This window comes from Xanthomonas sp. NCPPB 1128, assembly GCF_001043115.1.
Taxonomy (GTDB): Bacteria; Pseudomonadota; Gammaproteobacteria; order Xanthomonadales; family Xanthomonadaceae; genus Xanthomonas_A.
Window position 1 is genome coordinate 22,783 of sequence record NZ_LFME01000031.1, and the last position, 23,262, is coordinate 46,044.

At 69.7% G+C, this 23,262-nt stretch carries 23 protein-coding genes; 12 read left to right on the forward strand and 11 right to left on the reverse strand.

The window, feature by feature from the left end; translation table 11 throughout:
- Positions 1-130: 130 nt before the first annotated feature.
- The 5 genes from pstB to pstS (ACP93_RS16870) form a co-directional block, all read right to left on the reverse strand.
- Positions 131-958 (reverse strand): phosphate ABC transporter ATP-binding protein PstB, encoded by an 828-nt coding sequence (gene pstB, locus ACP93_RS16850; protein ID WP_048491854.1) that lies wholly within the window; start codon positions 956-958, stop codon positions 131-133.
- Positions 959-977: 19 nt separating this feature from the next.
- On the reverse strand, positions 978-1,844 hold the full coding sequence (gene pstA, locus ACP93_RS16855; protein ID WP_048491823.1) for a phosphate ABC transporter permease PstA: 867 nt from the start codon (positions 1,842-1,844) through the stop codon (positions 978-980).
- A gap of 1 nt (position 1,845) precedes the next feature.
- On the reverse strand, positions 1,846-2,820 hold the full coding sequence (gene pstC / locus ACP93_RS16860) for a phosphate ABC transporter permease subunit PstC (RefSeq protein ID WP_048491824.1): 975 nt from the start codon (positions 2,818-2,820) through the stop codon (positions 1,846-1,848).
- Between the two features lie 213 nt (positions 2,821-3,033).
- On the reverse strand, positions 3,034-4,131 hold the full coding sequence (gene pstS / locus ACP93_RS16865; protein ID WP_048491825.1) for a phosphate ABC transporter substrate-binding protein PstS: 1,098 nt from the start codon (positions 4,129-4,131) through the stop codon (positions 3,034-3,036).
- A gap of 281 nt (positions 4,132-4,412) precedes the next feature.
- Positions 4,413-5,426: a phosphate ABC transporter substrate-binding protein PstS gene (pstS, locus tag ACP93_RS16870; protein WP_048491826.1), complete on the reverse strand. Its 1,014-nt coding sequence runs from the start codon at positions 5,424-5,426 to the stop codon at positions 4,413-4,415.
- Between the two features lie 258 nt (positions 5,427-5,684).
- On the opposite strand from pstS (ACP93_RS16870), the gene ACP93_RS16875 reads away from it, so the two are divergent.
- Positions 5,685-6,935, forward strand: coding sequence for a porin (locus ACP93_RS16875; protein ID WP_017910158.1), 1,251 nt, complete (start codon positions 5,685-5,687; stop codon positions 6,933-6,935).
- Between the two features lie 113 nt (positions 6,936-7,048).
- Here ACP93_RS16875 and nth read toward each other — a convergent pair whose 3' ends face one another.
- From nth to ACP93_RS16890, 3 genes are read right to left on the reverse strand one after another with little or no spacing between them, the layout of a single operon-like run.
- The gene (nth, locus tag ACP93_RS16880; protein WP_048491827.1) at positions 7,049-7,744 is read right to left on the reverse strand and encodes an endonuclease III; all 696 of its coding nucleotides are present in this window, start codon (positions 7,742-7,744) and stop codon (positions 7,049-7,051) included.
- The gene (locus tag ACP93_RS16885) at positions 7,741-8,133 is read right to left on the reverse strand and encodes a hypothetical protein (RefSeq protein ID WP_048491828.1); all 393 of its coding nucleotides are present in this window, start codon (positions 8,131-8,133) and stop codon (positions 7,741-7,743) included. The genes nth and ACP93_RS16885 overlap by 4 nt, the downstream gene beginning before the upstream one ends.
- A gap of 11 nt (positions 8,134-8,144) precedes the next feature.
- Entirely contained in the window at positions 8,145-8,927 is a 783-nt protein-coding gene (locus ACP93_RS16890; protein ID WP_048491855.1) for an enoyl-CoA hydratase/isomerase family protein, read from the reverse strand.
- Positions 8,928-9,087: 160 nt separating this feature from the next.
- Here ACP93_RS16890 and ACP93_RS16895 point away from each other — a divergent pair, with 160 nt between their 5' ends.
- From ACP93_RS16895 to ACP93_RS16910, 4 genes are all read left to right on the forward strand, one after another.
- Positions 9,088-9,789: an FKBP-type peptidyl-prolyl cis-trans isomerase N-terminal domain-containing protein gene (locus tag ACP93_RS16895; RefSeq protein WP_010343966.1), complete on the forward strand. Its 702-nt coding sequence runs from the start codon at positions 9,088-9,090 to the stop codon at positions 9,787-9,789.
- Between the two features lie 113 nt (positions 9,790-9,902).
- A complete protein-coding gene (locus ACP93_RS16900) occupies positions 9,903-10,703 on the forward strand; it encodes an NUDIX hydrolase (RefSeq protein WP_048491829.1) in 801 nt (266 codons plus the stop codon).
- Positions 10,700-11,581: a sulfurtransferase gene (locus ACP93_RS16905; protein WP_048491830.1), complete on the forward strand. Its 882-nt coding sequence runs from the start codon at positions 10,700-10,702 to the stop codon at positions 11,579-11,581. Before ACP93_RS16900 ends, ACP93_RS16905 begins: the two co-directional genes overlap by 4 nt.
- A 34-nt stretch (positions 11,582-11,615) precedes the next feature.
- Entirely contained in the window at positions 11,616-12,575 is a 960-nt protein-coding gene (locus ACP93_RS16910) for a DUF1684 domain-containing protein (protein ID WP_106407127.1), read from the forward strand.
- A gap of 165 nt (positions 12,576-12,740) precedes the next feature.
- Here ACP93_RS16910 and ACP93_RS16915 read toward each other — a convergent pair whose 3' ends face one another.
- Positions 12,741-13,316 carry an N-acetylmuramoyl-L-alanine amidase gene (locus ACP93_RS16915; protein ID WP_048491831.1) on the reverse strand — a complete coding sequence of 192 codons (576 nt, stop codon included), beginning with the start codon at positions 13,314-13,316 and terminating at the stop codon, positions 12,741-12,743.
- 22 nt (positions 13,317-13,338) lie between these two features.
- On the opposite strand from ACP93_RS16915, the gene ACP93_RS16920 reads away from it, so the two are divergent.
- The 4 genes from ACP93_RS16920 (at position 13,339) to ACP93_RS16935 (ending at position 16,659) form a co-directional block, all read left to right on the forward strand.
- Positions 13,339-13,830 (forward strand): MOSC domain-containing protein, encoded by a 492-nt coding sequence (locus ACP93_RS16920; RefSeq protein ID WP_048491832.1) that lies wholly within the window; start codon positions 13,339-13,341, stop codon positions 13,828-13,830.
- A complete protein-coding gene (locus ACP93_RS16925; protein ID WP_048491833.1) occupies positions 13,827-14,354 on the forward strand; it encodes an alpha/beta fold hydrolase in 528 nt (175 codons plus the stop codon). Before ACP93_RS16920 ends, ACP93_RS16925 begins: the two co-directional genes overlap by 4 nt.
- 17 nt (positions 14,355-14,371) lie before the next feature.
- The gene (locus ACP93_RS16930) at positions 14,372-14,875 is read left to right on the forward strand and encodes a GNAT family N-acetyltransferase (protein ID WP_048491857.1); all 504 of its coding nucleotides are present in this window, start codon (positions 14,372-14,374) and stop codon (positions 14,873-14,875) included.
- 170 nt (positions 14,876-15,045) lie between these two features.
- A complete protein-coding gene (locus ACP93_RS16935; protein WP_048491834.1) occupies positions 15,046-16,659 on the forward strand; it encodes an ABC-F family ATP-binding cassette domain-containing protein in 1,614 nt (537 codons plus the stop codon).
- Between the two features lie 177 nt (positions 16,660-16,836).
- Here the strand turns inward: ACP93_RS16935 and ACP93_RS16940 are convergent, their stop codons facing one another.
- On the reverse strand, positions 16,837-17,667 hold the full coding sequence (locus ACP93_RS16940) for an oxidoreductase (RefSeq protein WP_048491835.1): 831 nt from the start codon (positions 17,665-17,667) through the stop codon (positions 16,837-16,839).
- 90 nt (positions 17,668-17,757) lie between these two features.
- Between ACP93_RS16940 and ACP93_RS16945 the strand changes: the two genes are divergently transcribed.
- From ACP93_RS16945 to rlmKL, 3 genes are all read left to right on the forward strand, one after another.
- On the forward strand, positions 17,758-18,687 hold the full coding sequence (locus ACP93_RS16945) for an AraC family transcriptional regulator (protein WP_053069786.1): 930 nt from the start codon (positions 17,758-17,760) through the stop codon (positions 18,685-18,687).
- A 109-nt stretch (positions 18,688-18,796) separates the two neighbouring features.
- Positions 18,797-19,564: a hypothetical protein gene (locus ACP93_RS16950; RefSeq protein WP_048491837.1), complete on the forward strand. Its 768-nt coding sequence runs from the start codon at positions 18,797-18,799 to the stop codon at positions 19,562-19,564.
- Positions 19,565-19,798: 234 nt separating this feature from the next.
- The gene (gene rlmKL / locus ACP93_RS16955; RefSeq protein ID WP_048491838.1) at positions 19,799-21,973 is read left to right on the forward strand and encodes a bifunctional 23S rRNA (guanine(2069)-N(7))-methyltransferase RlmK/23S rRNA (guanine(2445)-N(2))-methyltransferase RlmL; all 2,175 of its coding nucleotides are present in this window, start codon (positions 19,799-19,801) and stop codon (positions 21,971-21,973) included.
- Positions 21,974-22,198: 225 nt separating this feature from the next.
- Here the strand turns inward: rlmKL and ACP93_RS16960 are convergent, their stop codons facing one another.
- Positions 22,199-23,242 carry a response regulator gene (locus ACP93_RS16960; protein ID WP_048491839.1) on the reverse strand — a complete coding sequence of 348 codons (1,044 nt, stop codon included), beginning with the start codon at positions 23,240-23,242 and terminating at the stop codon, positions 22,199-22,201.
- Positions 23,243-23,262: the final 20 nt, after the last annotated feature.

Here is a 23,262-nt window from a genome sequence, read left to right on the forward strand (position 1 = left end):
GTCGTAGGTCCAATAGGTGCGTTGGTGTCGCCGCGGCCATGCCTGGCGGTGCGGTGCTGGCGTCGCCGGGCGCCCGCCCGGAGGGCGGCGGGCGCGGCCGCTGCGACGAGGCAGCGGCGGCCGCAGCGGCTCAGCCGAAACGGCCGGTGATGTAGTCTTCGGTCTGCTGCTTGTTCGGCTGCGAGAAAATGATTTCGGTGCGGTCGTGCTCGATCAGGTCGCCCAGGTACATGAAGGCGGTGTAGTCGGACACGCGCGCGGCCTGCTGCATGTTGTGGGTGACGATGACGATGGTGTAGTCGTTCTTCAGCTCTTCCACCAGTTGCTCGATGCGGCTGGTCGAGATCGGATCCAGCGCCGAGGTCGGCTCGTCGAGCAGCAGCACGTCCGGGCGCAGCGCCACCGCGCGGGCGATGCACAGGCGCTGCTGCTGGCCGCCGGACAGGCCCAGCGCGCTCTGCCCGAGCTTGTCCTTGACCTCGTCCCACAGCGCGCCCTGGCGCAGCGCGTGTTCGACGCGGTCGGCCATGTCCGCCTTGGACAATTTCTCGTGGTGGCGGATGCCGTAGGCGACGTTCTCGAAGATGGTCATCGGGAACGGCACCGGCTTCTGGAACACCATGCCGACCTTGCTGCGCAGGCGGTTCATCGGGTACTTCGGCGACAGGATGTTCTCGCCGTCCAGCAGCACTTCGCCGCGCGCCTCCAGCTTCGGGTACAGCGCGTAGATGCGGTTGAAGATGCGCAGCAGGGTGGACTTGCCGCAGCCGGACGGGCCGATCAGCGCGGTGACGCGCTTCTCCGGCACTTCCAGGTTGATGCTCTTCAGCGCGTGGTACTTGTCGTAGTAGAAGTCCAGGCCGCGCGCGGCGATCTTGACCGGCGACGGCGCCAGCGCGGTGTGCCCGTTGGGCATGGCGATGCGGTGCATCGGTGCGGCGTTGTGGTGATCGTTCATGGCCGGGTCCATAGGGGTATCAATCGTTGGAGATCTTGTTGCGCACCAGCAGGGCGCGCGCGCCGAGGCTGACCAGCAGGACGAACACGGTGAGCACCAGCGCACCCGACCAGGCCAGCAACTGCCAGCTCGGGTAGGGGCTGCCGGCGAAGGAGTTCATCACCACCGGCACGCTGGCCATCGGCTGGAAGATGTTGTTGTTCCAGTACTGGTTGCCGAAGGCGGTGAACAGCAGCGGTGCGGTCTCGCCGCTGATGCGCACCAGCGCCAGCATCACGCCGGTGACGATGCCGGCCGAGGCGCTGCGGTACAGCACCTGCATGGTCACCTTCCACTGCGGGATGCCCAGCGACAGCGCCGCCTCGCGCATCTGCGCCGGCACCAGCCGCAGCATCTCGTCGGTGGTGCGCACCACCACCGGCAGCACGATGAAGGCCAGCGACAGCGCGCCGGCCAGCGCCGAGAAGCGGCCGCCGGTCTGCATCACGTACAGGGTGTAGACGAACAGACCGAGCACGATCGACGGCGCCGACAGCAGGATGTCGTTGACGAAGCGCACCACCTGGCCGGTCTTGCGCGCGTTGCCGTACTCGGCCAGCCAGGTGCCGGCGGCCACGCCCAGCGGGGTGCCGATCAGCAGCGCCAGGCCGCACATCACCGCGCTGCCGAAGAACGCGTTGGCCAGGCCGCCTTCTTCGCCCGGCGGCGGGGTCATGCGGGTGAACAGGTCCACGTTGATGCCGGAGATGCCCTTGGCCACCAGGGTCCACAGGATCCAGGCCAGGAACACCAGCCCGAACAGCGCGGTCAGGCAGGACAGGGTGAGCGCGACGACATTGATCACGCGGCGGCGGTTGTACAGGCGGTGGGCGACGTCGGCGGCCATCTCAGTTGCCCTCCTTGCGCGACAGTTGCGCCAGCATCAGGCGGGCGATCGCCAGCACGATCAAGGTCACGATGAACAGCACGAAGCCGAGCAGCAGCAGCGCCGACCGGTAGGTCTCGGTGGCCTCGCCGAAGTCGTTGGCGATCAGCGCGGCGATGGTGGTGCCCGGCTCCAGCAGCGAGGGCGACAGGCGCACCGTGTTGCCGACCACGAAGGCCACCGCCATGGTCTCGCCGAGCGCGCGGCCCAGGCCCAGGAAGATGCCGCCGATCACCGCCGAGCGGGTGTAGGGCAGCACGATGTCCCAGCTCACTTCCCAGCGCGTGGAGCCGAGCGCGTAGGCCGACTCCTTGAGCCGGGTCGGCACGGTCAGGAACACCTCGCGCATCACCGAGGAGATGAAGGGGATCACCATGATCGCCAGCACGAAGCCGGCGGTGAGCAGGCCGATGCCCAGCGGTGGACCCTGGAAGATCGGGCCGATCAATGGCAGCGTGCCGAGGTGGTCGTTGAGCCAGGGGGTGACGTACTCGGTCATCATCGGCACCAGCACGAACAGACCCCACATGCCGTAGATGATCGAGGGGATGCCGGCCAGCAGTTCGATCGCGGTGCCGACCGGGCCGCGCAGCCAGCGCGGCGCCACTTCGGTCAGGAAGAAGGCGATGCCGAAGCTCACCGGCACCGCGATCAGCATCGCGATCAGCGCGGTCACCAGGGTGCCGTAGATCGGCGCCAGCGCGCCGTACTTGTTCTCGACCGGGTTCCACTCGCTGGAGTAGAAGAAACTCAGGCCCTGCAGCTGCAGGGCGTGGCGGCCGCCCCACAGCATCGACAGCGCAGCGCTGCCCAAGGCGACGAGCACGAACACGACGGTGGCGGTGAGGATCCAGCGGAACACTCGGTCGGCACGCGCGTCACGCAGGTCGCGTCCGCGTGGCGCCGACATCGCTTCGGGAAGGACAGTGCTGTTCATGGGCTCGGTCGTCGCCGGAGCACGCGCCTGCGCGCTCCGATCGTGGCCGCGGCGGGGGTGGCCGCGCGCGGTGGGTGGTTGCATCGCTCCCGCACAGGCGGGAACCCGAAAGTCCGGATCACAAGATGCCGAGACGGCGACCGGCGGCGCCTGGAGCGCACCGCCGGTCGCCGCGTGCCGCGGCAGTGCGCGCAGCGCGCACCGCCCTGGCGCTTACTTGAACTCCTTGCTCCAGTACGCCTCGATCTGCTGCACCAGCTCCGGCGGCAGCGGCACGTAGTGCAGGGCGTCGGCCTGCGCCTGGCCCTTTTCGAAGGCCCACTTGAAGAACTCCAGGGTCGCCTTGCTGCGCGCCGGGTCCTTGGCCTGCTTGTGCATCAGCATGAAGTTGGTGGCGGTGATCGGCCACGCCTGCGCGCCCGCGGCGTTGGTGATGACCAGGTTGAAGTCCTTGGCGTTGGCCCAGTCGGCCGACGCGGCGGCCGCGGCGAAGCTTTCGGCATTGGGCTGCACCCAGTTGCCGGCGGCGTTCTGCATCGACGCGTACGGCATCTTGTTCTGCAGCGCGTAGGCCAGTTCGACGTAGCCGATCGAGCCCTTGATCTGCTGCACGTACGAGGCCACGCCTTCGTTGCCCTTGCCGCCGACGCCGCCTGGCCACTGCACCGAGGTGCCTTCGCCGACCTTGCCCTTCCACTCCGGGCTGACCTTGGACAGGTAGTTGGTGAAGTTGAAGCTGGTGCCCGAGCCGTCGGAGCGGTGCACCAGGTTGATTTTGGTGTCGGGCAGGGTCACGCCCGGGTTCAGCGCGGTCAGCGCCGGGTCGTTCCACTTGCTGATCTTGCCCAGGAAGATGTCGGCCAGCACCGGGCCGGTCAGCCGCAGCTTGCCCGCGTCCATGCCGTCCAGGTTGACCACCGGCACCACCCCCCCGATCGCCGAGGGGAACTGGCCGAGACCGGCGGCGGCCAGTTCGGCGCTGTCCAGCGGCTTGTCGGAGGAGCCGAAATCGACCGTGCCGGCCTTGATCTGGGCGATGCCGCCGCCGGAGCCGATCGACTGGTAGTTGATCTTGTTGCCTGTGGCCGCGTTGTAGTCGGCCGACCACTTGGAGATCAGCGGGTAGATGAAGGAGGCACCGGCACCGGAAATCTCCGCGGCGGTCTTGGCGCCAGCGGCCGGCGCGGCAGCGGGCGTCCCGCCCGCCGCATCGGCGGCGCCCTGCTTGTCGCCGTTGCCGGGCTGGCAGGCGGTGACGGCGAAGGCCAGGGCGAGGGACAGAACGGCAATGCGCGCCGGCTGCAGTTTCATGGGGGTCACTCCGTAGCGAAGAGCGCCGGGACATCCGGCGGATGCTCGCTATGAAATGATATTTTTGTTACAGCCAGATGACTTGCGGATTGGTTGGCGGATGCCATCCCAGGATGCAGTCGGCGCTTGGTCCCGCAGAGCCGCGGCAGGGCAGGGGATGCGTGTCAATGACTGGCCGACGCGGACTCGATACTCCAGGACAAAAAAAGACGCGGACCCTGCGGTCCGCGCCTTCGGGGTATCGCCGTGCCGGCGCGCGCCGGCACGGGCGAGATACCGGCTTACTTCATGTTCTGCGCCCAGTAGGCTTCGATCTGCTTGACCAGCGGCTCCGGCAGCGGCACGTAGTCCAGCGCCTTGGCCTGCGGCTGGCCCTGCTCGAACGACCACTTGAAGAAGTCCAGCGCGGCCTTCGACGACGCCGGCTTCTTGGCCTTCTTGTACATGATGGCCCAGGTGGTGGCGGTGATCGGCCACGCGTCCTGGCCCGGCGCGTTGGTCATGATCAGATTGAAGTCCTTGGCCGACTTCCAGTCCGCGGTGGCGGCGGCAGCGGAGAAGGTCTTGTCGTCCGGCATCACGAAACGGCCTGCGGCGTTCTTCATGCCGGCGTAGCTGAGCTTGTTCTGCAGCGCGTAGGCGTACTCGACGTAGCCGATGCCGCCGCGGATCTGCTTGACGTAGGCGGCCACGCCTTCGTTGCCCTTGCCGCCGATGCCGGCCGGCCACTGCACGGCGGTGCCTTCACCGACCTTGCTCTTCCACTCCGGGCTGACCTTGGACAGGTAGTTGGTGAAGTTGAAGCTGGTGCCCGAACCGTCGGAGCGGTGCACGATGGTGATCTTCAGGTCGGGCAGGGCCAGGCCCGGGTTCAGCGCGGCGATCGCCGGATCGTTCCACTTGCTGATCTTGCCGAGGAAGATGTTGGCCAGCGTGGTGCCGTCGAGCTTCATCGCGCCCGGGGCCACGCCCGCCACGTTGAACACCGGCACGATGCCGCCGATCACGACCGGGAACTGGCCCAGGCCGAACTTCTCCAGTTCCGCGCCGCTCAGCGGCTTGTCGGAGGCGCCGAAATCGACCGTGGCCGCCTGGATCTGCGCGATGCCGCCGCCGGAACCGATCGACTGGTAGTTGACGCGGTTGCCGCTTTTCTCGGCATAGGCAGCCGACCACTTCGACAGCACCGGATAGACGAAGCTGGAGCCTGCGCCGGTGACATCGGTGGCTTGCGCCGCGAGCGAAAACGTAGCGACCGCGGCGGCTGCCAGCAGTCGGAGCTTGAGGGAACGCATCGGGAGAACTCCTGAAATAGGTGGTATGCCGGCACCCCTGCCGGCATCGGCTGCATTCCAAGACTTTTTCATGAACGTCTGAAGAAAATCAGATGTCAGTCCGGTGACAACCCTGCCCGGACGGGATGCCTTCGTTCCGACACGAAGCTGACTCAAAACCGTCATGTCTTTGACGGAATCTTTACAAATGGTCGGGCCATCGCACTGCGGCCGCACCGCACCCATACCACCCTGCCACCACCCATCGGAGACATCCTAATGCGTTCCCATCTTCTCGCCACGGCGATCCTCGCCAGCCTCGGCCTCGCGTCGGCGCCGCAGGCGTTCGCGGCGAAGGCCAAGGCCAGCAGCAACCCGCCCGCCGTCAGCGCTGCCCAGCTGCAGCAGCTGCAGGCGCAGATCGAAGCGCTGCAGACCCAGGTCCAGCAGCTGCAGGCGCAGTCGGAAGCCCTGCAGGCGCAGTCCGACGCGCAGTCGGAAGTGAATGTCGTGCAGGCCCAGGCGACCGAAACGGCGCAGGCCAGCGCCGCCAAGGTCGACAAGCTCGCCAAGCTGGTCAACGACAACAAGATCGGCGGCCGCATGTTCTTCGACCTGACCAACATCGACCGCACCAGCGGCGGCGCCAAGACCGCCGCCAGCGGCACCGGGCTGGACGTCAAGCGCTTCTACCTGACCGTCGACCACAGCTTCAACGAGATCTGGTCGGCCAACCTGACCACCGACTTCCAGTACAGCTCGGCGCTGTCCAACACCCAGCTGTTCGTCAAGAAGGCCTACGTGCAGGGCAAGTTCGACGACGCCTTCGCGCTGCGCATCGGTGCCGCCGACATGCCGTGGGTGCCGTTCGTCGAGAAGTTCTACGGCTACCGCTACGTCGAGAACACCCTGACCGACCGCCTGAAGTACGCCAACTCCTCCGACTGGGGTCTGCACGCCTTCGGCGACCTGGGCTCGCAGGTCAACTACGCGATGTCGGTGGTCAACGGTGCCGGCTACAAGAACCCGACCCGCGGCAAGGGCATGGACGTGGAAGGCCGCGTGGCCTACATGCCGATGCAGAACCTGGCCATCGCCGTCGGCGCCTACTCGGGCAAGCTGGGCAAGGAAACCGACATCCTCGACGCGCAGCACGACTACACCCGCGCCGATGCGATGGTCGCCTACGCCGATTCCAACTTCCGCCTGGGCGGCGAGTACTTCCAGGCCAAGAACCTCAACAACGTGCTGACCCCGGCCACCGACAAGTCCAGCGGCTGGTCGGTGTGGGGCAGCGTGGCGCTGACCGACGGCGGCATCAACGCCTTCGCCCGCTACGACAAGACCGACCTGAGCAAGACCATCGACCCGACCCTGGCCGACAAGTACTGGAACGTCGGCGTCGAGTTCCCGGTGCTGAAGAACCTCAAGCTGGCCACCGTGTACAAGTACACGCACCAGGACAACGCCAGCAAGAAGACCGACGTGGAAACCAAGGAATTCGGCGTTTGGGGCGACCTGTCGTTCTGATTCGCGCAGTTCCACTGGCTGTACGGAAGGCGGCGCATTGCGCCGCCTTTCTTTTTTTCATGCCTGCGGCGGAGTCGCGGAGTACGCGCTGCGCATGTCGCGCGGTGCGGCGCTCAGGCGCTCGCCGGCGTCTTGTCCTTGTACCGGCAAAGGTCGCGGATCGCGCATTGTGGGCAGTCGGGCTTGCGCGCCTTGCACACGTAGCGGCCGTGCAGGATCAGCCAGTGGTGCGCGTCGTGCAGGAACTGCGCCGGCACGCGCTTGAGCAGGGAATCCTCGACCGCGCGCACGTCCTTGCCCGGGGCGAGTCCGGTGCGGTTGGCGACGCGGAAGATGTGCGTGTCCACCGCCATGGTCGGCTCGCCGAAGGCGGTGTTGAGCACCACGTTGGCGGTCTTGCGGCCGACCCCGGGCAGGGCTTCCAGTGCGGCGCGCGAACGCGGCACCTCGCCGCCGTGCTGCTCGACCAGGAGCTTGCAGGTGGCGATGACGTTCTTGGCCTTGGCGTTGAACAGGCCGATGGTGGAGATGTAGCGCTTCAGTCCGTCCTCGCCCAGCGCCAGGATCGCGGCCGGCGTGTTCGCCACCGGATACAGGCGCCGCGTGGCCTTGTTGACGCCGACGTCGGTGGCCTGCGCGGAGAGGATCACCGCGATCAGCAGTTCGAACGGGCTGTCGTATTCCAGCTCGGTGGTCGGGGTGGGGTTGAGTTCGGACAGGCGCGAGAACAACTCGTGGATCTCGTCCTTGCTCAGCAGGCGTCCGCGCCGTGCAGGCGTGCTTGCGTTCGTGCTCGTGGTCGCGCTCATCGGCCGCCTCGCTGCGCGGCCTTGGCCTTGGCGCGGGCCAGGATCGCCGCGGCCGCCGCGGGCAGGGCCGGCGCGCTCGGTGTGGCCGTGGTCGAAGTCGAGGCGATCGGTGTCGCTGCCGCACGTCGCGCCTGGCGCGCGTTGGCACGGCGTTCCAGCCGCGCGGTGCGCGCCCGGTAGCGCGCACGCGCGTCCCACGCATTGTGCAGGCGCTGCCGCGCGGCGAGCAACTGCGCGCGCAGCTGCGGATGCGCCGGGTCCAGGCGATCGTCGCCGGGATCGGTGCCGCGGTAGTCCATCAGGCCGCCGTCGATCGCGGCATCCAGATCGTCGTCCAGGATCCAGCGCAACAACTGCAGCGGCGTGGCGGAGGTGGGGGCGTGCGACATCGTGCGCGGGCTCAGCGGTTGCGGAACTGCGGCGGACGCCGCTCCAGGAAGGCGCGGGTGCCTTCGCGCATGTCCTCGCTGGAGAACAGCAGGCCGAACTGCGCGGTCTCGTACTCCAGTCCCTGTTCGATCGCGCTTTCGCCGCCGATCTGGATCGCATCGAGGATGCCGCGCAGGGCCAGCGGTGCGGCGTCGGCCAGTTGCTGCGCCAACTGCAGCGTGGTCGCGCGCAGGTCGTCGGCGGCCACCACGCGGTTGACCAGTCCCAATTGCAGTGCGCGCGCCGCATCGATCGGCGCGCCGAGCAGGCACAGTTCCAGCGCCGCGGCGCGGCCGACCAGCCGCAGCAGGCGCTGGGTACCGCCGAAGCCGGGAATCAGCCCGAGATTGATCTCCGGCTGGCCCAGGCGGGCGCCCTCGGCGGCCACGCGCAGGTGGCAGGCCATCGCCAGTTCCAGCCCGCCGCCGAGGGCGAAACCGTTGACCATCGCCAGCACCGGCTTGGGCATGCGCTCGATCCGGCGCATCAGGCGCTGGCCCAGTTGCGAGAAATCGCGGCCCTGCACCGGTGTCAGTTCGTTCATTTCGGCGATGTCGGCGCCGGCCACGAAGGCTTTCTCGCCGGCGCCGGTCAGCACCACCACGCGGATCTGCGGGTCGTCCGCGGCCGCGGCGAAGGCCGCATCCAGCGCCTGCAAAACCTGGCGATTCAAGGCGTTGAGCTTGTCGGCTCGATTCACGGTGAGGATGCGGATTGCACCCTGGGTATCGGCGAGGACCGGCGTGCCGGACATGTGCATTCCTGGTTGTTAAAAAAAAGTAATGGGAACTCTGGACGGGCCGCGGCAGTCAGAGCAGCGTCGTCGGTAGCGGTTACGCGCCGCGGCGGCTATCCTAACGCGTCATCTCAGGCGGCACGGGCCGCCCTGTGCCACCACCCTGGAGAATTGTTTGATGAAGTTGCGTTCTATTGCGGTCGCTGTCGCGGCCCTCGCCCTGAGCGGCAATGCGTTCGCCCAGGACACCTCGTCCGAGAAGGGCAAGCTGAGCTATTACTTCGGCTACGACTACGGCAACAACCTTGCCGAACTCACCGGTCGCGGCGAGCAGCTCGATATCAATGCGGTGGTGAAGGGCTTGCAGGACGCCTACGCCAAGAAGCAGCCGGCGGTCAGCGCCGACCAGCTGAAGCCGGCGGTGGAAGCGTTCCAGAAGCGCGAGCAGGCCCGCGCCCAGCAGGCCAAGGCCGACTACGAGAAGGCCGCCGCCGAGAACAAGACCAAGAGCGACCAGTTCATGGCCCAGAACAAGGCCAAGGCTGGCGTGCAGACCCTGCCCAGCGGCGTGCAGTACCGCGTGATCGAGGCCGGCACCGGCGCCAAGCCGACCCAGGCCAGCACCGTGCAGTTGGAAGTGGCCGGTCCGTACCCGTTCGGCCAGCGCCCGGCGCAGGCGCGTCCGGCGCAGCAGATCCCGGCGATCAAGGTCAGCGAAGTCGAGATGCAGGCCATGCGCGACACGCTGCTGCAGATGCCGGCCGGTTCCAAGTGGGAAGTGACCCTGCCGCCGGACAAGGCCTACGGTGCCGACCCGCGCACGCCGTTCCCGCCGAACGTGGCGGTGCAGTTCGAGATCAAGCTGGTCAGCGTCAAGTAAGCACGCTGTTTCAGTGCACGACGATTGCGCCGGCAGCGATGCCGGCGCAATCTTTTTGGGCAGGCAACGACGGCCGCGGCGAATCGCGCTAGGCTGGCAAGGTGTCGAATCCGATGGATCCCGTTGCGCATGCCCCGCTCACGCCCTGCATCGGTGTCTGCCGTCTCGATGCGCAGGGCTATTGCGCCGGCTGCCTGCGCAGCGGCGACGAGATCGCAGGCTGGCGCGGCATGAGCGACGCCGAACGCCGCCGCTACATGGACGAGGTGCTGCCGGGCCGCGGCTGGTCGCCGTCGCCGGGACAGCGCCTGGCCGAACGCGCGCATCTGCTGCGCGCGCTGCACCCGCTGCAGCAGCCGCCGGCGGGGCCGGGCTGGAACCATCACGAACTGCAGGATCTGCTGCCGGACGGCGCGCCGGTGGAAGCCGCGGTCCTGGCCGGCCTGGTGCCGCGCGCCGATGGCACGCATGTGCTGCTGACCCGGCGCACCGACAGCCTGCGCCACCACGGCGGCCAAGTCAGTTTTCCCGGCGGCCGCATCGAGGCCAGCGATGCCGATGCGGTGGCCGCGGCGCTGCGCGAGAGCGAGGAAGAGATCGCGCTGGCGGCGACGCAGGCCGAGCCGCTGGGCTACCTGGATCCGTTCGTCACCATCAGCGGCTTCCGGGTGATGCCGGTGGTCGCGGCGATCGATCCGCGCTTCGTGCCGCAGCCGCACCCGGGCGAGGTGGCGGAGGTGTTCGAGGTGCCGCTGGCCTATCTGATGGCGCCGGACAACCTGCGCAGCATCGAGACCGATTACCGCGGACGCCCACGTGTCGTGCTGGAGTACGGCTGGCCAGGCCAGCGGATCTGGGGCGCGACCGCGGCGATCCTGCTCAACCTGCGCCGCCGACTGGAGCAAGCCGCATGACCGCAACGTCCCCCGCATGGCACACCCTGGTCGAGGCGCCGGCATTGGCCGCCGCGCTCGGCGATCCCGCGCTGCGCCTGGTCGATGCGCGGTTCGCGCCGGCGGCGCTGCTCGACCCCGCCGCGGCTGCGGCCGCGCGCGAGGCCTATGTGCAATCGCACCTGCCCGGGGCGGTCTACGCCGATCTGAACGCGGATCTGTCCGATCTCGGCCGTCCCGGCCTGGGCCGGCACCCATTGCCGGACGAGGCGGCCTTCGCTCGCACCCTGGGGCAATGGGGCATCGGCCCGCAGCATCAGGTGGTGGTCTACGACGCCGGCGATGGCAGCATGGCCGCGGCGCGGTTGTGGTGGATGCTGGGCCTGCTCGGCCATCGCCGTGTTGCCGTGCTCGACGGCGGCCTGGCCGAATGGCGCCGGCTGGGCCTGCCGGAAACCGACGCGGCCACCGTGCCATCGCCGCTGCCGCCGTATCCGCAATCCTTCGATGCGGCACGCATCGTTTGCGCCGACGAGGTCGCCGCGCGCCTGCACGAAGCGCCGGGCTGGTTGTTCGATGCGCGCCCCGGCGAACGCTTTCGCGGCGAGGTGGAGCCGATCGACCCGCTGCCCGGGCACGTGCCCGGCGCGCTCAACCGGCCGTTGGCGCAGAACCTGCGCGACGGCCGCCTGCGCCCGGCGCAGGAGCTGCGTGCGGAGTTGGAGCTGCTGCTGCAGGGCCGCGATCCGCGCGAGGTAGTGCTGATGTGCGGCTCCGGCGTCACCGCCTGCCATCTGCTGCTGGCGCTGGAGCACGCCGGCCTGCAAGGTGCGCGCGTGTATGCCGGCTCCTGGAGCGGCTGGATCGCCGATCCGGCGCGGCCGCGCGCCCTCGGCTAGGGCCGGCGCCGGCACACACGGGAACGCATGCACGATGGCACGCGACAGGGGCGGCACCATGCGCTGGCGTGAGGCGTGCGGGCTGGCGATGCTGCTGGGCCTGGTCGCCTGCGGCGACCGACGCGCGGCGGCCGATGGCGCCGATGCCTCGCCGCGCGCGCAATCGGCCACGCACTATCGCGAGGCGGTGCAGCGTGGCCGTGCGCAGCGCCTGGCGACGCTGCGCGCGCCGTCTGGCTGGCTGAGTTACACCGGCTCCGGCCGCCTGCACAGCGGCGCGCACAGCGTCGGCAGCGCTGCCGACAACGACGTGCAGTTGCCGGCCGGTCCGGCGCATCTGGGCGTGCTGCAGGTGGATCCGCAGGAGGGTGTGCATTTCCAGGCCGCGGCGGCCGCGACGGTGCAGGTGAACGGCCAGCCGTTCGCCGACGGGCGTCTGGAGACCGACGCGGCGCATGGCACCGAAACCCGCTTGATGCTGGGTGCGCAGGAATTCTACGTGGTGCGCACCGGCAACCTGTTCGGCTGGCGCTTCCGCGATCCGCAGGCACCGGCGCGCGCGCGCTTCCGCGGCATCGACTATTTTCCGATCGATCCGCAGTGGCGGGTGGTGGCCGATTGGCATCCGGTGCCGGCGCCGCAGGCGATGGTGCTGCTGACCTCGATCGGCACGCCGCAGCCGCTGGCCCTGGTCGGCAGTGCCGACTTCGTGCTGCAGGGGCGGCGCTACCGCCTGCAGGTGCTGCGCGATGGCGCCGGCCAGCGTCTGTTCCTGCCGTTCTCCGATCGCACCAGCGGCCGTGAGAGTTATGGCGGTGCCCGCTATCTGTTCGTGCCGGCGCCGCAGGGCGACCGCATCGTGCTGGACTTCAATCTGGCGCAGAACCCGCCGTGCGCGTTCACCCCGCACGTGGTGTGCCCGCTGGCGCCGGTGGGCAATCGCCTGGACGTGGCAGTGACCGCCGGCGAGAAGAATTACGTCGGCGCGCACTGAGCGCGCGTGGAAAATCTCGTAGGAGCGGCTTCAGCCGCGACCGCGCCGTTGCTGGTGAAGCCAGGTCGCGGCTGAAGCCGCTCCTACGGGGCGTGCGAATACGACGTTGTCTGGTACTCCATCGCGGCCCGAATCAGCCGTTCCAATCCACCGCCTCCGAGGCGGTCACGGCGACGGCGCATACGGCGCCAGCGCCACCGCCGCCAGCACCTGCGGCCACGGGAAGTGCGGCCCCGGATCCAGCTTGCGCTGCACCTGCCGCGTCGAATCGTCGCTGGCCGGTTCCAGGCTGCGGTCCAGCGCGTCGTGTCCGGCGATGTGGCGCAGCTGCGGCAGTTCCGCACGCAGTTGCTGCAGCAGTCGGATCAGCGCCTGCACCTGCGCCGGCGGGTAGGGCTCGGTCATCGCCTGGTGGCGCGAATCCAGCCACAGCGGATAGCGCCCGCGGTTGACCAGTTCGATGCCCAGCGACTGCCGGTTGTAGCCGCGCACGTGATGCGCGATGCGTTGCAACGGCACGTAGCGGTGCACGCTGCCGTCGCGGTCGATGTAGAAATGGCCGCTGTTGCCGGTGCCCGACGGATACAGCACACGCTCGCCGTACAGGCGCGCGCTGGCCAGGTCCGGCAACTCGGTGCAGTGGATCACCGCCAGCGTGATGCTGTCCGGCGCGCGCTCTTCCAGCCGTCCGACGTAGGGCAGGGGCGTATCGTGGATCGGCAACGGCGAGGTGGGCGGCATGCGCGGATGCTAGCATTCGCCGATGACCCTGAATTCCGAAAGCCCGCTGGCGACCCTGCTGGCCACACTGCCGCGCGCCGGACGCGTGGATTGGATCGGCCTGCGCCCGGCACGCGATGTGCCGATGCTCGAAGTCGAGGCCGCCGTGGCGCATGCCGAGGGCGGCCTGTTCGGCGACCGCTACGCCGGCAGCAACGGCAAGCGCGGTGTGACCCTGATCCAGGCTGAACACCTGCTGGCGATCGCCGCGCTGGCCGGGCATGCCGCGGTGGCGCCGGCGACGCTGCGGCGCAATGTGGTGGTGTCTGGTATCCCGCTGATCGCGCTGAAGGGGCGCCGCTTCCGCATCGGCGAGATCGAGCTGGAAGGCATTGCGCCGTGCGATCCGTGCTCGCGCATGGAGCAGGCGCTGGGGCCGGGCGGCTACAACGCCATGCGCGGCCACGGCGGCCTGTGCGCGCGCATCGTGCAGGGCGGCACGCTGCGCCTGGGCGATGCGGTGGTGGCGCTGTGAGCCGCGGCCATTGCATCCTCTCGCACGGCTTCGAGAGCGGGCCGGACGCGATCAAGGTGACTGCGCTGGCCGAAGTCGCGCAACGCCTGGGCTGGAGCCACTCGCGCCCGGACTACACCGACCTGGACGCGCGCCGCGACATCAGCCCGCTCGGCGACGTGCCGACGCGCCTGCAGCGTCTGCTCGATCTGGCGCAGGCGGCGGCGCAACGCGGGCCGCTGGTACTGGCCGGGTCCAGCCTCGGCGCCTACATCGCCGCGCAGGTGTCGCTGCACGTGCCGGTGCGCGGCCTGTTCCTGATGGTGCCGCCGACGCGGATGGGCCACATGCCGGCGCTGGATGCGGCAGCGGTGCCGATCTCGGTGGTGCACGCATGGCGGGACGAACTGATTCCCGCGAGCGAGGTGATCGCCTGGGCGCAGGCGCGTGCCGCGCGGCTGCTGCTGGTCGACGACACCCATCGCCTGGGCGAGCACGTGGCGACCTCGGCGCAGGCCTTCGCCGAGTTGCTGGAGCGCCTGTGAGCGCTTCCGGCAACGACATGCTGCTGCGCGCCGAGCGGCCGGCCGACGCGGCAGCGATCGAGGCGCTGACCCTGGTCGCCTTCTTCCGCGTGGCGCACAGCCGCCATGACGAGCAGGACATCATCGAACGGCTGCGCGCGGACGGCGCGCTGACCCTGTCGCTGGTGATCGAGCACGAGGGCTACATCGTCGGCCACGTTGCGGTGTCGCCGGTGCGCCTGTCCGACGGCAGCCGTGACTGGTACGGCCTGGGGCCGCTGTCGGTGGGGCCAGGACACCAACGGCAGGGCCTGGGCGCATGGCTGGTGCGCGAGGCGCTGGCGCAGCTGCAGGCGCTGGGTGCGGCCGGCTGCGTGGTCTTGGGCGACCCGACGTACTACGCGCGCTTCGGCTTCCGCCCGGAACCCGGATTGACCCTGCCGGGCGTGCCGGCGGAGTACTTCCAGGCGCTGGCCTTTGGCGAGCGCCTGCCGCCGATGGCCGAGGTGGACTACCACGCGGCGTTCCTGTCCGCGGCCTGAGCCAGCACGGCGCACCGTGGCCCGTCGCGGCCAGGGTGCGCTAGCATCGTCTCGCGTCCCACCAATCGAGGAACTCCGCCGATGCGCCATTGATGCCGCCGTCTTCGCGACGGCCTTCGTCCTTCCTGCCGATCTCTCGGCGGGCACGACCGGCATCCATGGAGGTTCCCATGACGCATCCGCTGCTTGCGCTGGACAGCGCAACCCATGTTCTGCCCGACGGCAGGATCCTGTTTTCCGATCTGCACTTCGCGCTCGATGCGCGCCGCACCGGCCTGGTCGGGCGCAACGGCGTCGGCAAGAGCGTGTTCGCGCGCCTGCTCGCTGGCGAACTGACGCCCAGCGCCGGACGCTGCGTGCGCCACGGCCGCCTGCATTACGTGCCGCAGCAGATCGCGCCGGCGCCGCACGCCACGGTCGCCGACCTGGCCGGCGTGGGCGCGGCGTTGCGGGCGTTGGCACGGATCGAGGCCGGTAGTGCCGACGTGGCGGATTTCGACGCGCTCGGCGAGCGCTGGGACATCGCCCAGCGCCTGCAGGCGCAACTGCACGCGCACGACCTGGGCGCGTTGGAGCCGCAACGACTGGCCGCCACGCTCAGCGGCGGCGAAGCGATGCGGGTGGCATTGATCGGCGCCTGGCTGGCCGATGCCGACGTGTTGATCCTGGACGAGCCGACCCTGCACCTGGACGCGGCGCAGCGGCAGCGCCTGCGCGAGGCGCTGCAGCGCTGGCCGGGCGGCCTGCTGGTGATCAGCCACGATGCGCTGCTGCTGCAGGACATGCAGCGCACGCTGGAACTGTCGCCTGGCGGGCTGCGCGACTACGGCGGCGACTACGCGTTCTACCTGCAGTGCCGGGCACGCGAGCGCGACGCCGCGCAGGCCGAACTGGCGCAGCACAAGCTGCAACACGCGCGCGATAGCGCCGCCTGGCAGGCGCAGCACGATCGACAGCAGCGGCGCAGTGCGCGCGGCCGACAGCAGGCCGGTACGGCCAACCAGGCGCCGATCCTGCTCGGCCGGCAGAAGCAGCGCAGCCAGGACAGCGCCGGCAAGCGCCTACGCGACCACCAGGCCACGCAGGCGCGCAGCCTGGCGCGGATCGCCGAGGCCGTGCGCCAGGTGCAGCCCGAGGCGCCGGTGGCGCTGTTCGCGCCGCCGCCGACCGATGCGGCCAGCCGCCGTCTGGTCGAGCTGCAGGCGCTGCAACTGCCGTTCGCGCCGGCGACGCGGCAGCCGCTGGATCTGGTGGTGCACGGCGGCGCACGGATCGGCGTGGTCGGGGCCAACGGCAGCGGCAAGTCGACCCTGCTGCGCGCGCTGGCCGGGCAGGTGGCGGCGCTGTCCGGCACCTGCCGGGTGCACGCCGCCAGCGCCTACCTGGATCAGTCGTTGGCGTCGCTGGACCCGGCCGCCACCGCGCTGGCGCAGGTGCAGGCGGTAGCGCCGGGCCTCGCGCTCGCCGAGCTGCGCATGCGGCTGGCCTTGCTCGGCCTGGACGCGCCGCGCATCGGCGTGGCATGCGGCCAGCTCAGCGGTGGCGAACGGCTGAAGACCGCGCTGGCCTGCGCCTTCTACCGCACACCGCCGGCCGAACTGCTGTTGCTGGACGAGCCGGACAATCACCTGGACCGCGAGGCCCGCGACGCGTTGCGCGCGGTGCTGCTGCAGTATCCCGGCGCGCTGCTGGTGGTGTCGCACGATGCGGAGTTCCTGGACACGCTGCGCCTGCAGCAGCGTTTGCAGGCCGATGCCGAAGCGTGGCGGCTGACGCCGTGGTGAGTGGCATGCGCTGCCGTCGACGTGTCGGCCGCCGGGCACGGTGCGGCGAGCGGCGGGCGGGGGAGGGCGGCGACAGCATCAGCCCCTCGGCGCGGTGATTTGCGCAGCCTGCCGCCTTCATCGATGCCGTGCTGTTGCCGACGTTGCACGTCGCAGAGCCGGCGCGGCGGCTGCCGCTCAGGCATCGGTGGAACGGCTCACCGCCTCCCATGCGGCGATGTCCGCCTTCAGGCAGTCGAGCTTGTCACGCACTAGGGCCAGCGCGTCGCTGCCCAGCAGCAGGTGCGCCGGCGGCGCGGGCGCATCGATCAACGCCAGCATGGCCTGGGCGGCCTTGTCCGGGTCGCCGAGCTGGTGGCCGCTCTTGGCCCGGCGGGCGTCGCGGATCGGATCGAACAGCGCGTCGTAGTCGGCGATGCTGCGCGGCGTCCTGACCATCGAACGGCCCGCCCAGTCGGTGCGGAACGACCCGGGCGCCACCGCCGTCACGTGGATGCCCAGCGCGGCGACCTCCTGTCCCAGCGCCTCGGAAATGCCCTCCAATGCGAATTTGCTGCCGCAGTAGTAAGCGATGCCGGGTAGGGTGATGAAGCCACCCATCGAGGTGATGTTGACGATGTGGCCGCGGCGTCGCTGCCGCATATAGGGCAGGACGGCCTTCATCATCGCCACGGCGCCGACCACGTTGACCTCGAGTTGGCGACGCAGGGCCTCCAGCGGCGATTCCTCCAGGATCCCCTCGTGGCCGTAGCCGGCATTGTTGACCAGCACGTCCAGCAGCCCGACCGTGGCTTCGATCTCGGCGACGATGCCGGGAATGGCGTCGACGTCGGTGACGTCCAGCACGCGGCCGGCTGCCCCGGCGCCCAGCGCCTCGACCTCCTGCCGCGCCTGCGCGCTGCGCACGGTGCCGACGACCCGATGTCCGGCCGCCAGTGCCGCCTGGGCCAGCGCGCGGCCGAAGCCGCTGCTGACGCCGGTAATGAGCAAGGTCTTCTGCTGTGCCATGGCACGCTCCTGATGGGGATGAGCGGCGAATGATGCGATGATCGATGCGCTGCGCCGATGCCGCGATCTCTGCAATCCTTGCCTGTTTCTATGACTGCTGCCGCCAGTTCCGTGGACCTGCTGCGCGCGCTGGCGCCGCAGGAGGGCTACAACCTGACCGCGTTGCCGGATGTGCGGGTGCTGCGTTCGGACCGGCCGCTGACCGAGACGCCAGTGCTGTACGACCCGGGCATCGTCATCGTCTGCCAGGGCGCCAAGCGTGGCCATTTTGGGGAGTCGGTGTTCGTCTACGACGAGCAGCACTATCTGTCCGTCGCCGTCCCGGTGCCCTTCACCATGCAGTCCGACGGCAGCGCGGAGCGGCCGTTGCTGGCGCTGTACCTGCATCTGGACTTCCAGCTCGCGGCGGGGCTGCTGGTCGAGCTCGACCAGGCCGGTCCGGTGCCGCTGGCGCAGGCGCCGGCGAGCATGCTGTCCAGCCCGATGGACGACACCATGCGACAGATCGTGCAGCGCCTGCTGCAGGCGCTGAGCCGCCCGCTGGACGCGGCGATCCTCGGCCGCGCGCTCGTGCGCGAGCTGTACTTCCGCGTGCTGACCGGGCCGCAAGGCCACGGGCTGCGCGCAGCCTTGGCCCAGCAAGGCCACTTCGGCCGCATCGGTCGCGCCCTGCAACGCATCCATCGCGATCATGCCCGGCGGCTCGACGTCGCGCAGCTGGCGCGCGAGGCGGGGATGAGCACTGCGTCGTTCCATGCGCATTTCAAGGCGGTCACTCAGGTCGCGCCGATGCAGTATCTGAAGTCGATCCGCCTGCACCAGGCACGCCTGCTGATGGCACGCGAGGGCATGACCGCCGCGGCCGCCGGTCACGCGGTGGGGTATGAGAGCCCATCGCAGTTCACCCGCGAGTTCAAACGTCTGTTCGGCCGGCCACCGATGGCGGAGGCACGGCGCCTGCGCGCCGATTTCGCGGTGCCGCCGGCCATGCCTGGCGCGGCCTTTGTCGCCTCGCATTGAGGGCGTGTCGCCGGTCCGCGCCATTGGCGGTAGCGCCTGGCGCTGGCCGCGCTGCGCGCAACCGGGCAGGATTCCCGCATCGCCTGATCGACCGATAATCTGGACATCCATGTCACCGCATCTGGGCGCGCTGAGGCGCGATATTGAGGCCGCGCTGGCGCTGTGCGACGCGACCCGTTTCTCGCTGCCTGCCGATTTTTTCGAGACGGCTTTCGCGCAGCGCTATCCGCTGCCGAAGGAGGTCGACCGGGATGCCTCGTTCCTGCAGTCGCTGACCGCCACGTTGTGGACGCCGGCGAGTGGGCATTTTCCGTTCCACCTGCCGCTGTGCGAAAGGCTGGTGGCGTTGCCGACCACGTTCAAGCAGATCTTGCAGTGGTTGCATGGCTTCAGCGTGCACGCCGAACGCTTGCTGCAAGCCGCCGACGGCACCACCGCGCCGCTGCAGGCCTTTCCGTTCCTGCAACTGCTGCGGCAATGGCAGGGGTTCCTGCTGCTCAACGGCGGCGTGCTCAAGCAGCACGGCGCGCGTTACGTGCTGGACGATGCGCTGGACGGAGCGGAGCAGGGACTGCCGCAGGACGGGGCGATCGACAGCGCATTCGTGCGTGCGCACTGGCCGCTGACGCCCGCCGGGGCCGAGGGCGACCCGGCCCTGGTGCTGCGCAGCTTGCCGGTCCGCACGCCGTGGGTGTTCGTGTTGCCGCGGCCCTCATGGCTGATGCAGCAGAGCCTGGCCAGCTATGACGCGTTCATGCAGCATCTGGCGCAGCCGTCGCGGCTGCAGCGCCTCGCGCGTGCGAACCATCTGCAGCAATGTTGGGTCGGCCGCGACGGAACGGTCCTGAAGGCACGGGGCAGCGCGGCGACGGATTGAATGCGGGCCTTGCGCTGCAGCGGCGCCGGGATGGGGCGGGGCGGTCGCGGCGCTGTGCTATTCTGCGCGGCGTTTCGACGGCATGCGGTTGCCTTCCGTCGCGCATTCCGCGGCAACCGGCACCGGCGCCGCCGCAGGCGCTGCGCACCGCCCGCAGTCTGCCGTGCGCCCTGATGGCCCATGTGGCCGCAGCGCCCGTCGCGCCCTTCTCCCGTCCGTTGTGGTCCGAATCCCGTGAAATTCTTCGTCTCCTGCGCCAAGGGCCTGGAATATCTGCTCGTCGATGAGCTGCTCGCGCTCGGCGTGGCCCAGGCCACTGCCACTGTTGCCGGGGTCAATGCCGAGGGCACCCTGCAGGACGCGCAGCGCGCGGTGCTGTGGTCGCGCCTGGCCAGCCGCGTGCTGTGGCCGTTGCAGTCCTTCGACTGCCCGGACCAGGCGGCGCTGTACGCCGGCGTCGCGGCGCTGCCATGGCGCAGCCATCTGGCGCCGCAGCACACCCTGGCGGTGGACGCGCATGTGTCCGGCACCGGCATCACCCACGCGCGCTTCGCCGCGCAGCGGGTCAAGGACGCAGTGGTGGACACGCTGCGCGGCGAGGGCCTGGAACGGCCCTCGGTGGACGTGGAGCACCCGGACCTGCGCCTCAATCTGTCGCTGCGCAAGGGCCGCGCCACGCTGTCGGTGGACCTGGGCGGCGGCTCGCTGCACCGGCGCGGCTGGCGCCAGGCGCAGAACGAGGCGCCGCTGAAGGAGAACCTGGCCGCGGCGGTGCTGCTGCGCGGGCAGTGGCCGGCGCTGTATGCACAGGGCGGCGGGCTGCTGGATCCGATGTGCGGCAGCGGTACGCTGCTGATCGAAGGCGCGCTGATGGCCGCTGATGTCGCGCCGGGCCTGCTGCGCGGCGAACAGGCGGCGCAGCAGCGCGGCGACGCCGATGCCGACGCCACGCCGAGCCGCTGGTTGGGGTTCGACTTGGCGGCATGGCGCACGCTGCTGGCCGAGGCGCGGCAGCGTGCCCAGACCGGTCGCGCCGCGTTGCGGCCGGTGCTGTACGGCAGCGACATCGACCCGCATGCGCTGCGCGCGGCGCGCGAGAACGCGCTGGCCGCGGGCGTGGTCGAGGCGATCGCCTTCGCCGTGCACGACGTCGCCGCGTTGCTTGCGCCGGCGCAGGCGTTGGGCACGGTGGTGTGCAACCCGCCCTACGACGAGCGCCTGGCCGCCGACGCGGCGCTGTACCGGCGCCTGGGCGATGCGCTCAAGCGCGCGGTGCCGCAATGGCGCGCCAGCCTGCTGTGCGGCAGCGACGAACTGGCCTATGCCACCGGCCTGCGCGCAGCCAAGAAGTACCAGATGTTCAACGGTGCGCTGGAGTGCCCGTTGATCGTCTGCGACCCGATCGCGGTCGCGCCACGGGCCGGCGCCACGGAGGAACCACGCGCACTCAGCGATGGCGCGCAGATGGTCGCCAACCGCCTGCGCAAGAACCTGCGCAAGTTCAAGACCTGGTGCACGCGCGAGCGCATCGACTGTTATCGCGCCTACGATGCCGACCTACCCGAGTACGCGGCGGCGATCGACGTGTACCAGGAGGACGGCGGCCAGGCGCGTACCTTCCTGCACGTGCAGGAGTACGCGGCGCCGGACAGCATTCCCGACGCGGACGTGCGCCGCCGCCGCAACGAATTGCTGGCCGCCGCGCGCGAGGTGTTCGCGGTGCCGGCCGAACAGGTGGCGCTGAAGACCCGCGAGCGTGGCAAGGGCGGCAGCAAGTACGGTCGTTTCGAGCAGCGCGGCGAGTTCCTGGTGGTGCGCGAGCACGACGCACTGCTGCGGGTGAACCTGTTCGACTACCTGGATACCGGGCTGTTCCTCGACCACCGCCCGCTGCGCGGCGTGATGGCGCAGCAGGCGCGCGGCAAGCGTTTCCTCAACCTGTTCTGCTACACCGGCGTGGCCAGCGTGCAGGCAGCGGTGGCCGGCGCCGATTCCACCACCAGCGTGGACCTGTCCGGCACCTACCTGCAGTGGTGCGCCGACAACCTGGCGTTCAACGGCAAGGGCGGCGCCCAGCACCGGCTGGTGCAGGCCGACGCGCTGAGCTGGCTGGAGGCGGAGAAGAACCGCTACGACGTGATCTTCTGCGACCCGCCGACCTTCTCCAACTCCGCGCGCGCCGAGGATTTCGACATCCAGCGCGAGCACGTGCGGCTGTTGCGCGCGGCGGTGGCGCGGCTGATGCCCGAGGGCGTGCTGTACTTCTCCAACAATTTCCGCCGCTTCAAGCTGGACGAGAACGCGCTGGCCGAGTTCGCGGTGTGCGAGGAGATCAGCGCGCAGACCATCGACGCCGATTTCGAGCGCAACCCGCGCATCCACCGCGCCTGGCGCCTGCAGCGGCGCTGAAAAGCGGTGCCTCGTGTGTCTTTCTGTAGGAGCAGCTTCGGCCGCGATGGGCGTTACCGGTAACGCCCGTCGCGGAGCGTAGTGCGCTGTTCCTCTCCATCCGGGAGAAGGTGCCAGAAGGGGCGGATGAGGGGACGGGCGAAGCCTCGCGTCCTCAATCTCTGCGAGTCGCTTCGCGCCGTCCCCTCACCCAACCCCTCTCCCGGGGGGGGAGAGGGGCTTGTATCAGCTGCCGTGATGCCGCAGCGTGGCCTGCGCCTTGCCGCGTTGCGGCGGGTCTTCCTCCGCCTCGCGCTCGTTCCAGTAGTGCTGGATCTGCAGGATCTGCGGCAGGATCGCCTCGAACAACTGCACCAGGCGCGGCTCGAACTGGCTGCCGGCCTTGTCGCGGAACAGCGCCATTGCCTGTTCCAGCGGCCACGCGTCCTTGTACGGGCGCGGCGAGGTCAGCGCATCGAACACGTCGGCCAGCGCCACGATGCGCGCCGATTCGGGAATCTGCGTGCCGGAGACGCCGGCCGGGTAGCCGCCGCCGTCCCAGTGCTCGTGGTGGTACAGGGAGACCTCGGCGGCGAGGCGGAACAGCGGCGCGCTGCTGCGGCTGAGGATGTCGTAGCCGATCCGCGGATGCCGCTTCATCACCTGCCACTCGGTGGCATCCAGCGGCCCGGGCTTCTTCAGCACCGCATCGGGGATGCCGATCTTGCCGGTGTCGTGCATCGGCGCGGCCTGCTCCAGCAGGTCGGCGTCCTCGCGCGACCAGCCGGCGGCCAGCGCCAGCGCGCGGGCATAGGCGGCCATGCGCCAGATGTGGGTGCCGGTATCCGAGTCGCTGTAGTGGCCGGCCATGCCCAGCATCTCGATCGCGTCGCGGTGGCTGTCGGCGAGGCTGGTGGCGCTGACCAGTGACAGGTGGGTGCGCACGCGTGCGCGCAGGATGCTCGGCGAGTACGGCTTGGTGATGTAGTCGACGCCGCCGGCGTCGAACCCGATGCTCTCGTCGGTGTCCTTGTCCTTGCCGGTGACGAAGATGATCGGGATCGTCGCGCTGCGCGGATCTTCCTTGAGGGTGCGGGCGAGGGTGTAGCCGTCGATGTCGGGCAGGTCCACGTCCAGCAGGATCAGCGCCGGGCGGTGCTTGGCCACCCCGCGCAAGGCTTCGGCGCCGTTCTTGGCGAACACCAGCGCGTAGTCCTCGCGCAGCAGCTGCCGGATCAGCGCCAGGTTGCTGGGTTCGTCGTCGACACAGAGAATGCACGGCAGGGTCATGGTGATCTCTCGTTACGCGC

Excerpts from the sequence above, each read along its gene's own strand:
- pstB (WP_048491854.1), bottom strand. The coding sequence starts at position 958 with ATGAACGATCACCACAACGCCGCACCGATGCACCGCATCGCCATGCCC.
- pstA (WP_048491823.1), bottom strand. The coding sequence starts at position 1,844 with ATGGCCGCCGACGTCGCCCACCGCCTGTACAACCGCCGCCGCGTGATC.
- pstC (WP_048491824.1), bottom strand. The coding sequence starts at position 2,820 with ATGAACAGCACTGTCCTTCCCGAAGCGATGTCGGCGCCACGCGGACGC.
- pstS (WP_048491825.1), bottom strand. The coding sequence starts at position 4,131 with ATGAAACTGCAGCCGGCGCGCATTGCCGTTCTGTCCCTCGCCCTGGCC.
- pstS (WP_048491826.1), bottom strand. The coding sequence starts at position 5,426 with ATGCGTTCCCTCAAGCTCCGACTGCTGGCAGCCGCCGCGGTCGCTACG.
- ACP93_RS16875 (WP_017910158.1), top strand. The coding sequence starts at position 5,685 with ATGCGTTCCCATCTTCTCGCCACGGCGATCCTCGCCAGCCTCGGCCTC.
- nth (WP_048491827.1), bottom strand. The coding sequence starts at position 7,744 with ATGAGCGCGACCACGAGCACGAACGCAAGCACGCCTGCACGGCGCGGA.
- ACP93_RS16885 (WP_048491828.1), bottom strand. The coding sequence starts at position 8,133 with ATGTCGCACGCCCCCACCTCCGCCACGCCGCTGCAGTTGTTGCGCTGG.
- ACP93_RS16890 (WP_048491855.1), bottom strand. The coding sequence starts at position 8,927 with ATGTCCGGCACGCCGGTCCTCGCCGATACCCAGGGTGCAATCCGCATC.
- ACP93_RS16895 (WP_010343966.1), top strand. The coding sequence starts at position 9,088 with ATGAAGTTGCGTTCTATTGCGGTCGCTGTCGCGGCCCTCGCCCTGAGC.
- ACP93_RS16900 (WP_048491829.1), top strand. The coding sequence starts at position 9,903 with ATGGATCCCGTTGCGCATGCCCCGCTCACGCCCTGCATCGGTGTCTGC.
- ACP93_RS16905 (WP_048491830.1), top strand. The coding sequence starts at position 10,700 with ATGACCGCAACGTCCCCCGCATGGCACACCCTGGTCGAGGCGCCGGCA.
- ACP93_RS16910 (WP_106407127.1), top strand. The coding sequence starts at position 11,616 with ATGGCACGCGACAGGGGCGGCACCATGCGCTGGCGTGAGGCGTGCGGG.
- ACP93_RS16915 (WP_048491831.1), bottom strand. The coding sequence starts at position 13,316 with ATGCCGCCCACCTCGCCGTTGCCGATCCACGATACGCCCCTGCCCTAC.
- ACP93_RS16920 (WP_048491832.1), top strand. The coding sequence starts at position 13,339 with ATGACCCTGAATTCCGAAAGCCCGCTGGCGACCCTGCTGGCCACACTG.
- ACP93_RS16930 (WP_048491857.1), top strand. The coding sequence starts at position 14,372 with ATGCTGCTGCGCGCCGAGCGGCCGGCCGACGCGGCAGCGATCGAGGCG.
- ACP93_RS16935 (WP_048491834.1), top strand. The coding sequence starts at position 15,046 with ATGACGCATCCGCTGCTTGCGCTGGACAGCGCAACCCATGTTCTGCCC.
- ACP93_RS16940 (WP_048491835.1), bottom strand. The coding sequence starts at position 17,667 with ATGGCACAGCAGAAGACCTTGCTCATTACCGGCGTCAGCAGCGGCTTC.
- ACP93_RS16945 (WP_053069786.1), top strand. The coding sequence starts at position 17,758 with ATGACTGCTGCCGCCAGTTCCGTGGACCTGCTGCGCGCGCTGGCGCCG.
- ACP93_RS16950 (WP_048491837.1), top strand. The coding sequence starts at position 18,797 with ATGTCACCGCATCTGGGCGCGCTGAGGCGCGATATTGAGGCCGCGCTG.
- ACP93_RS16960 (WP_048491839.1), bottom strand. The coding sequence starts at position 23,242 with ATGACCCTGCCGTGCATTCTCTGTGTCGACGACGAACCCAGCAACCTG.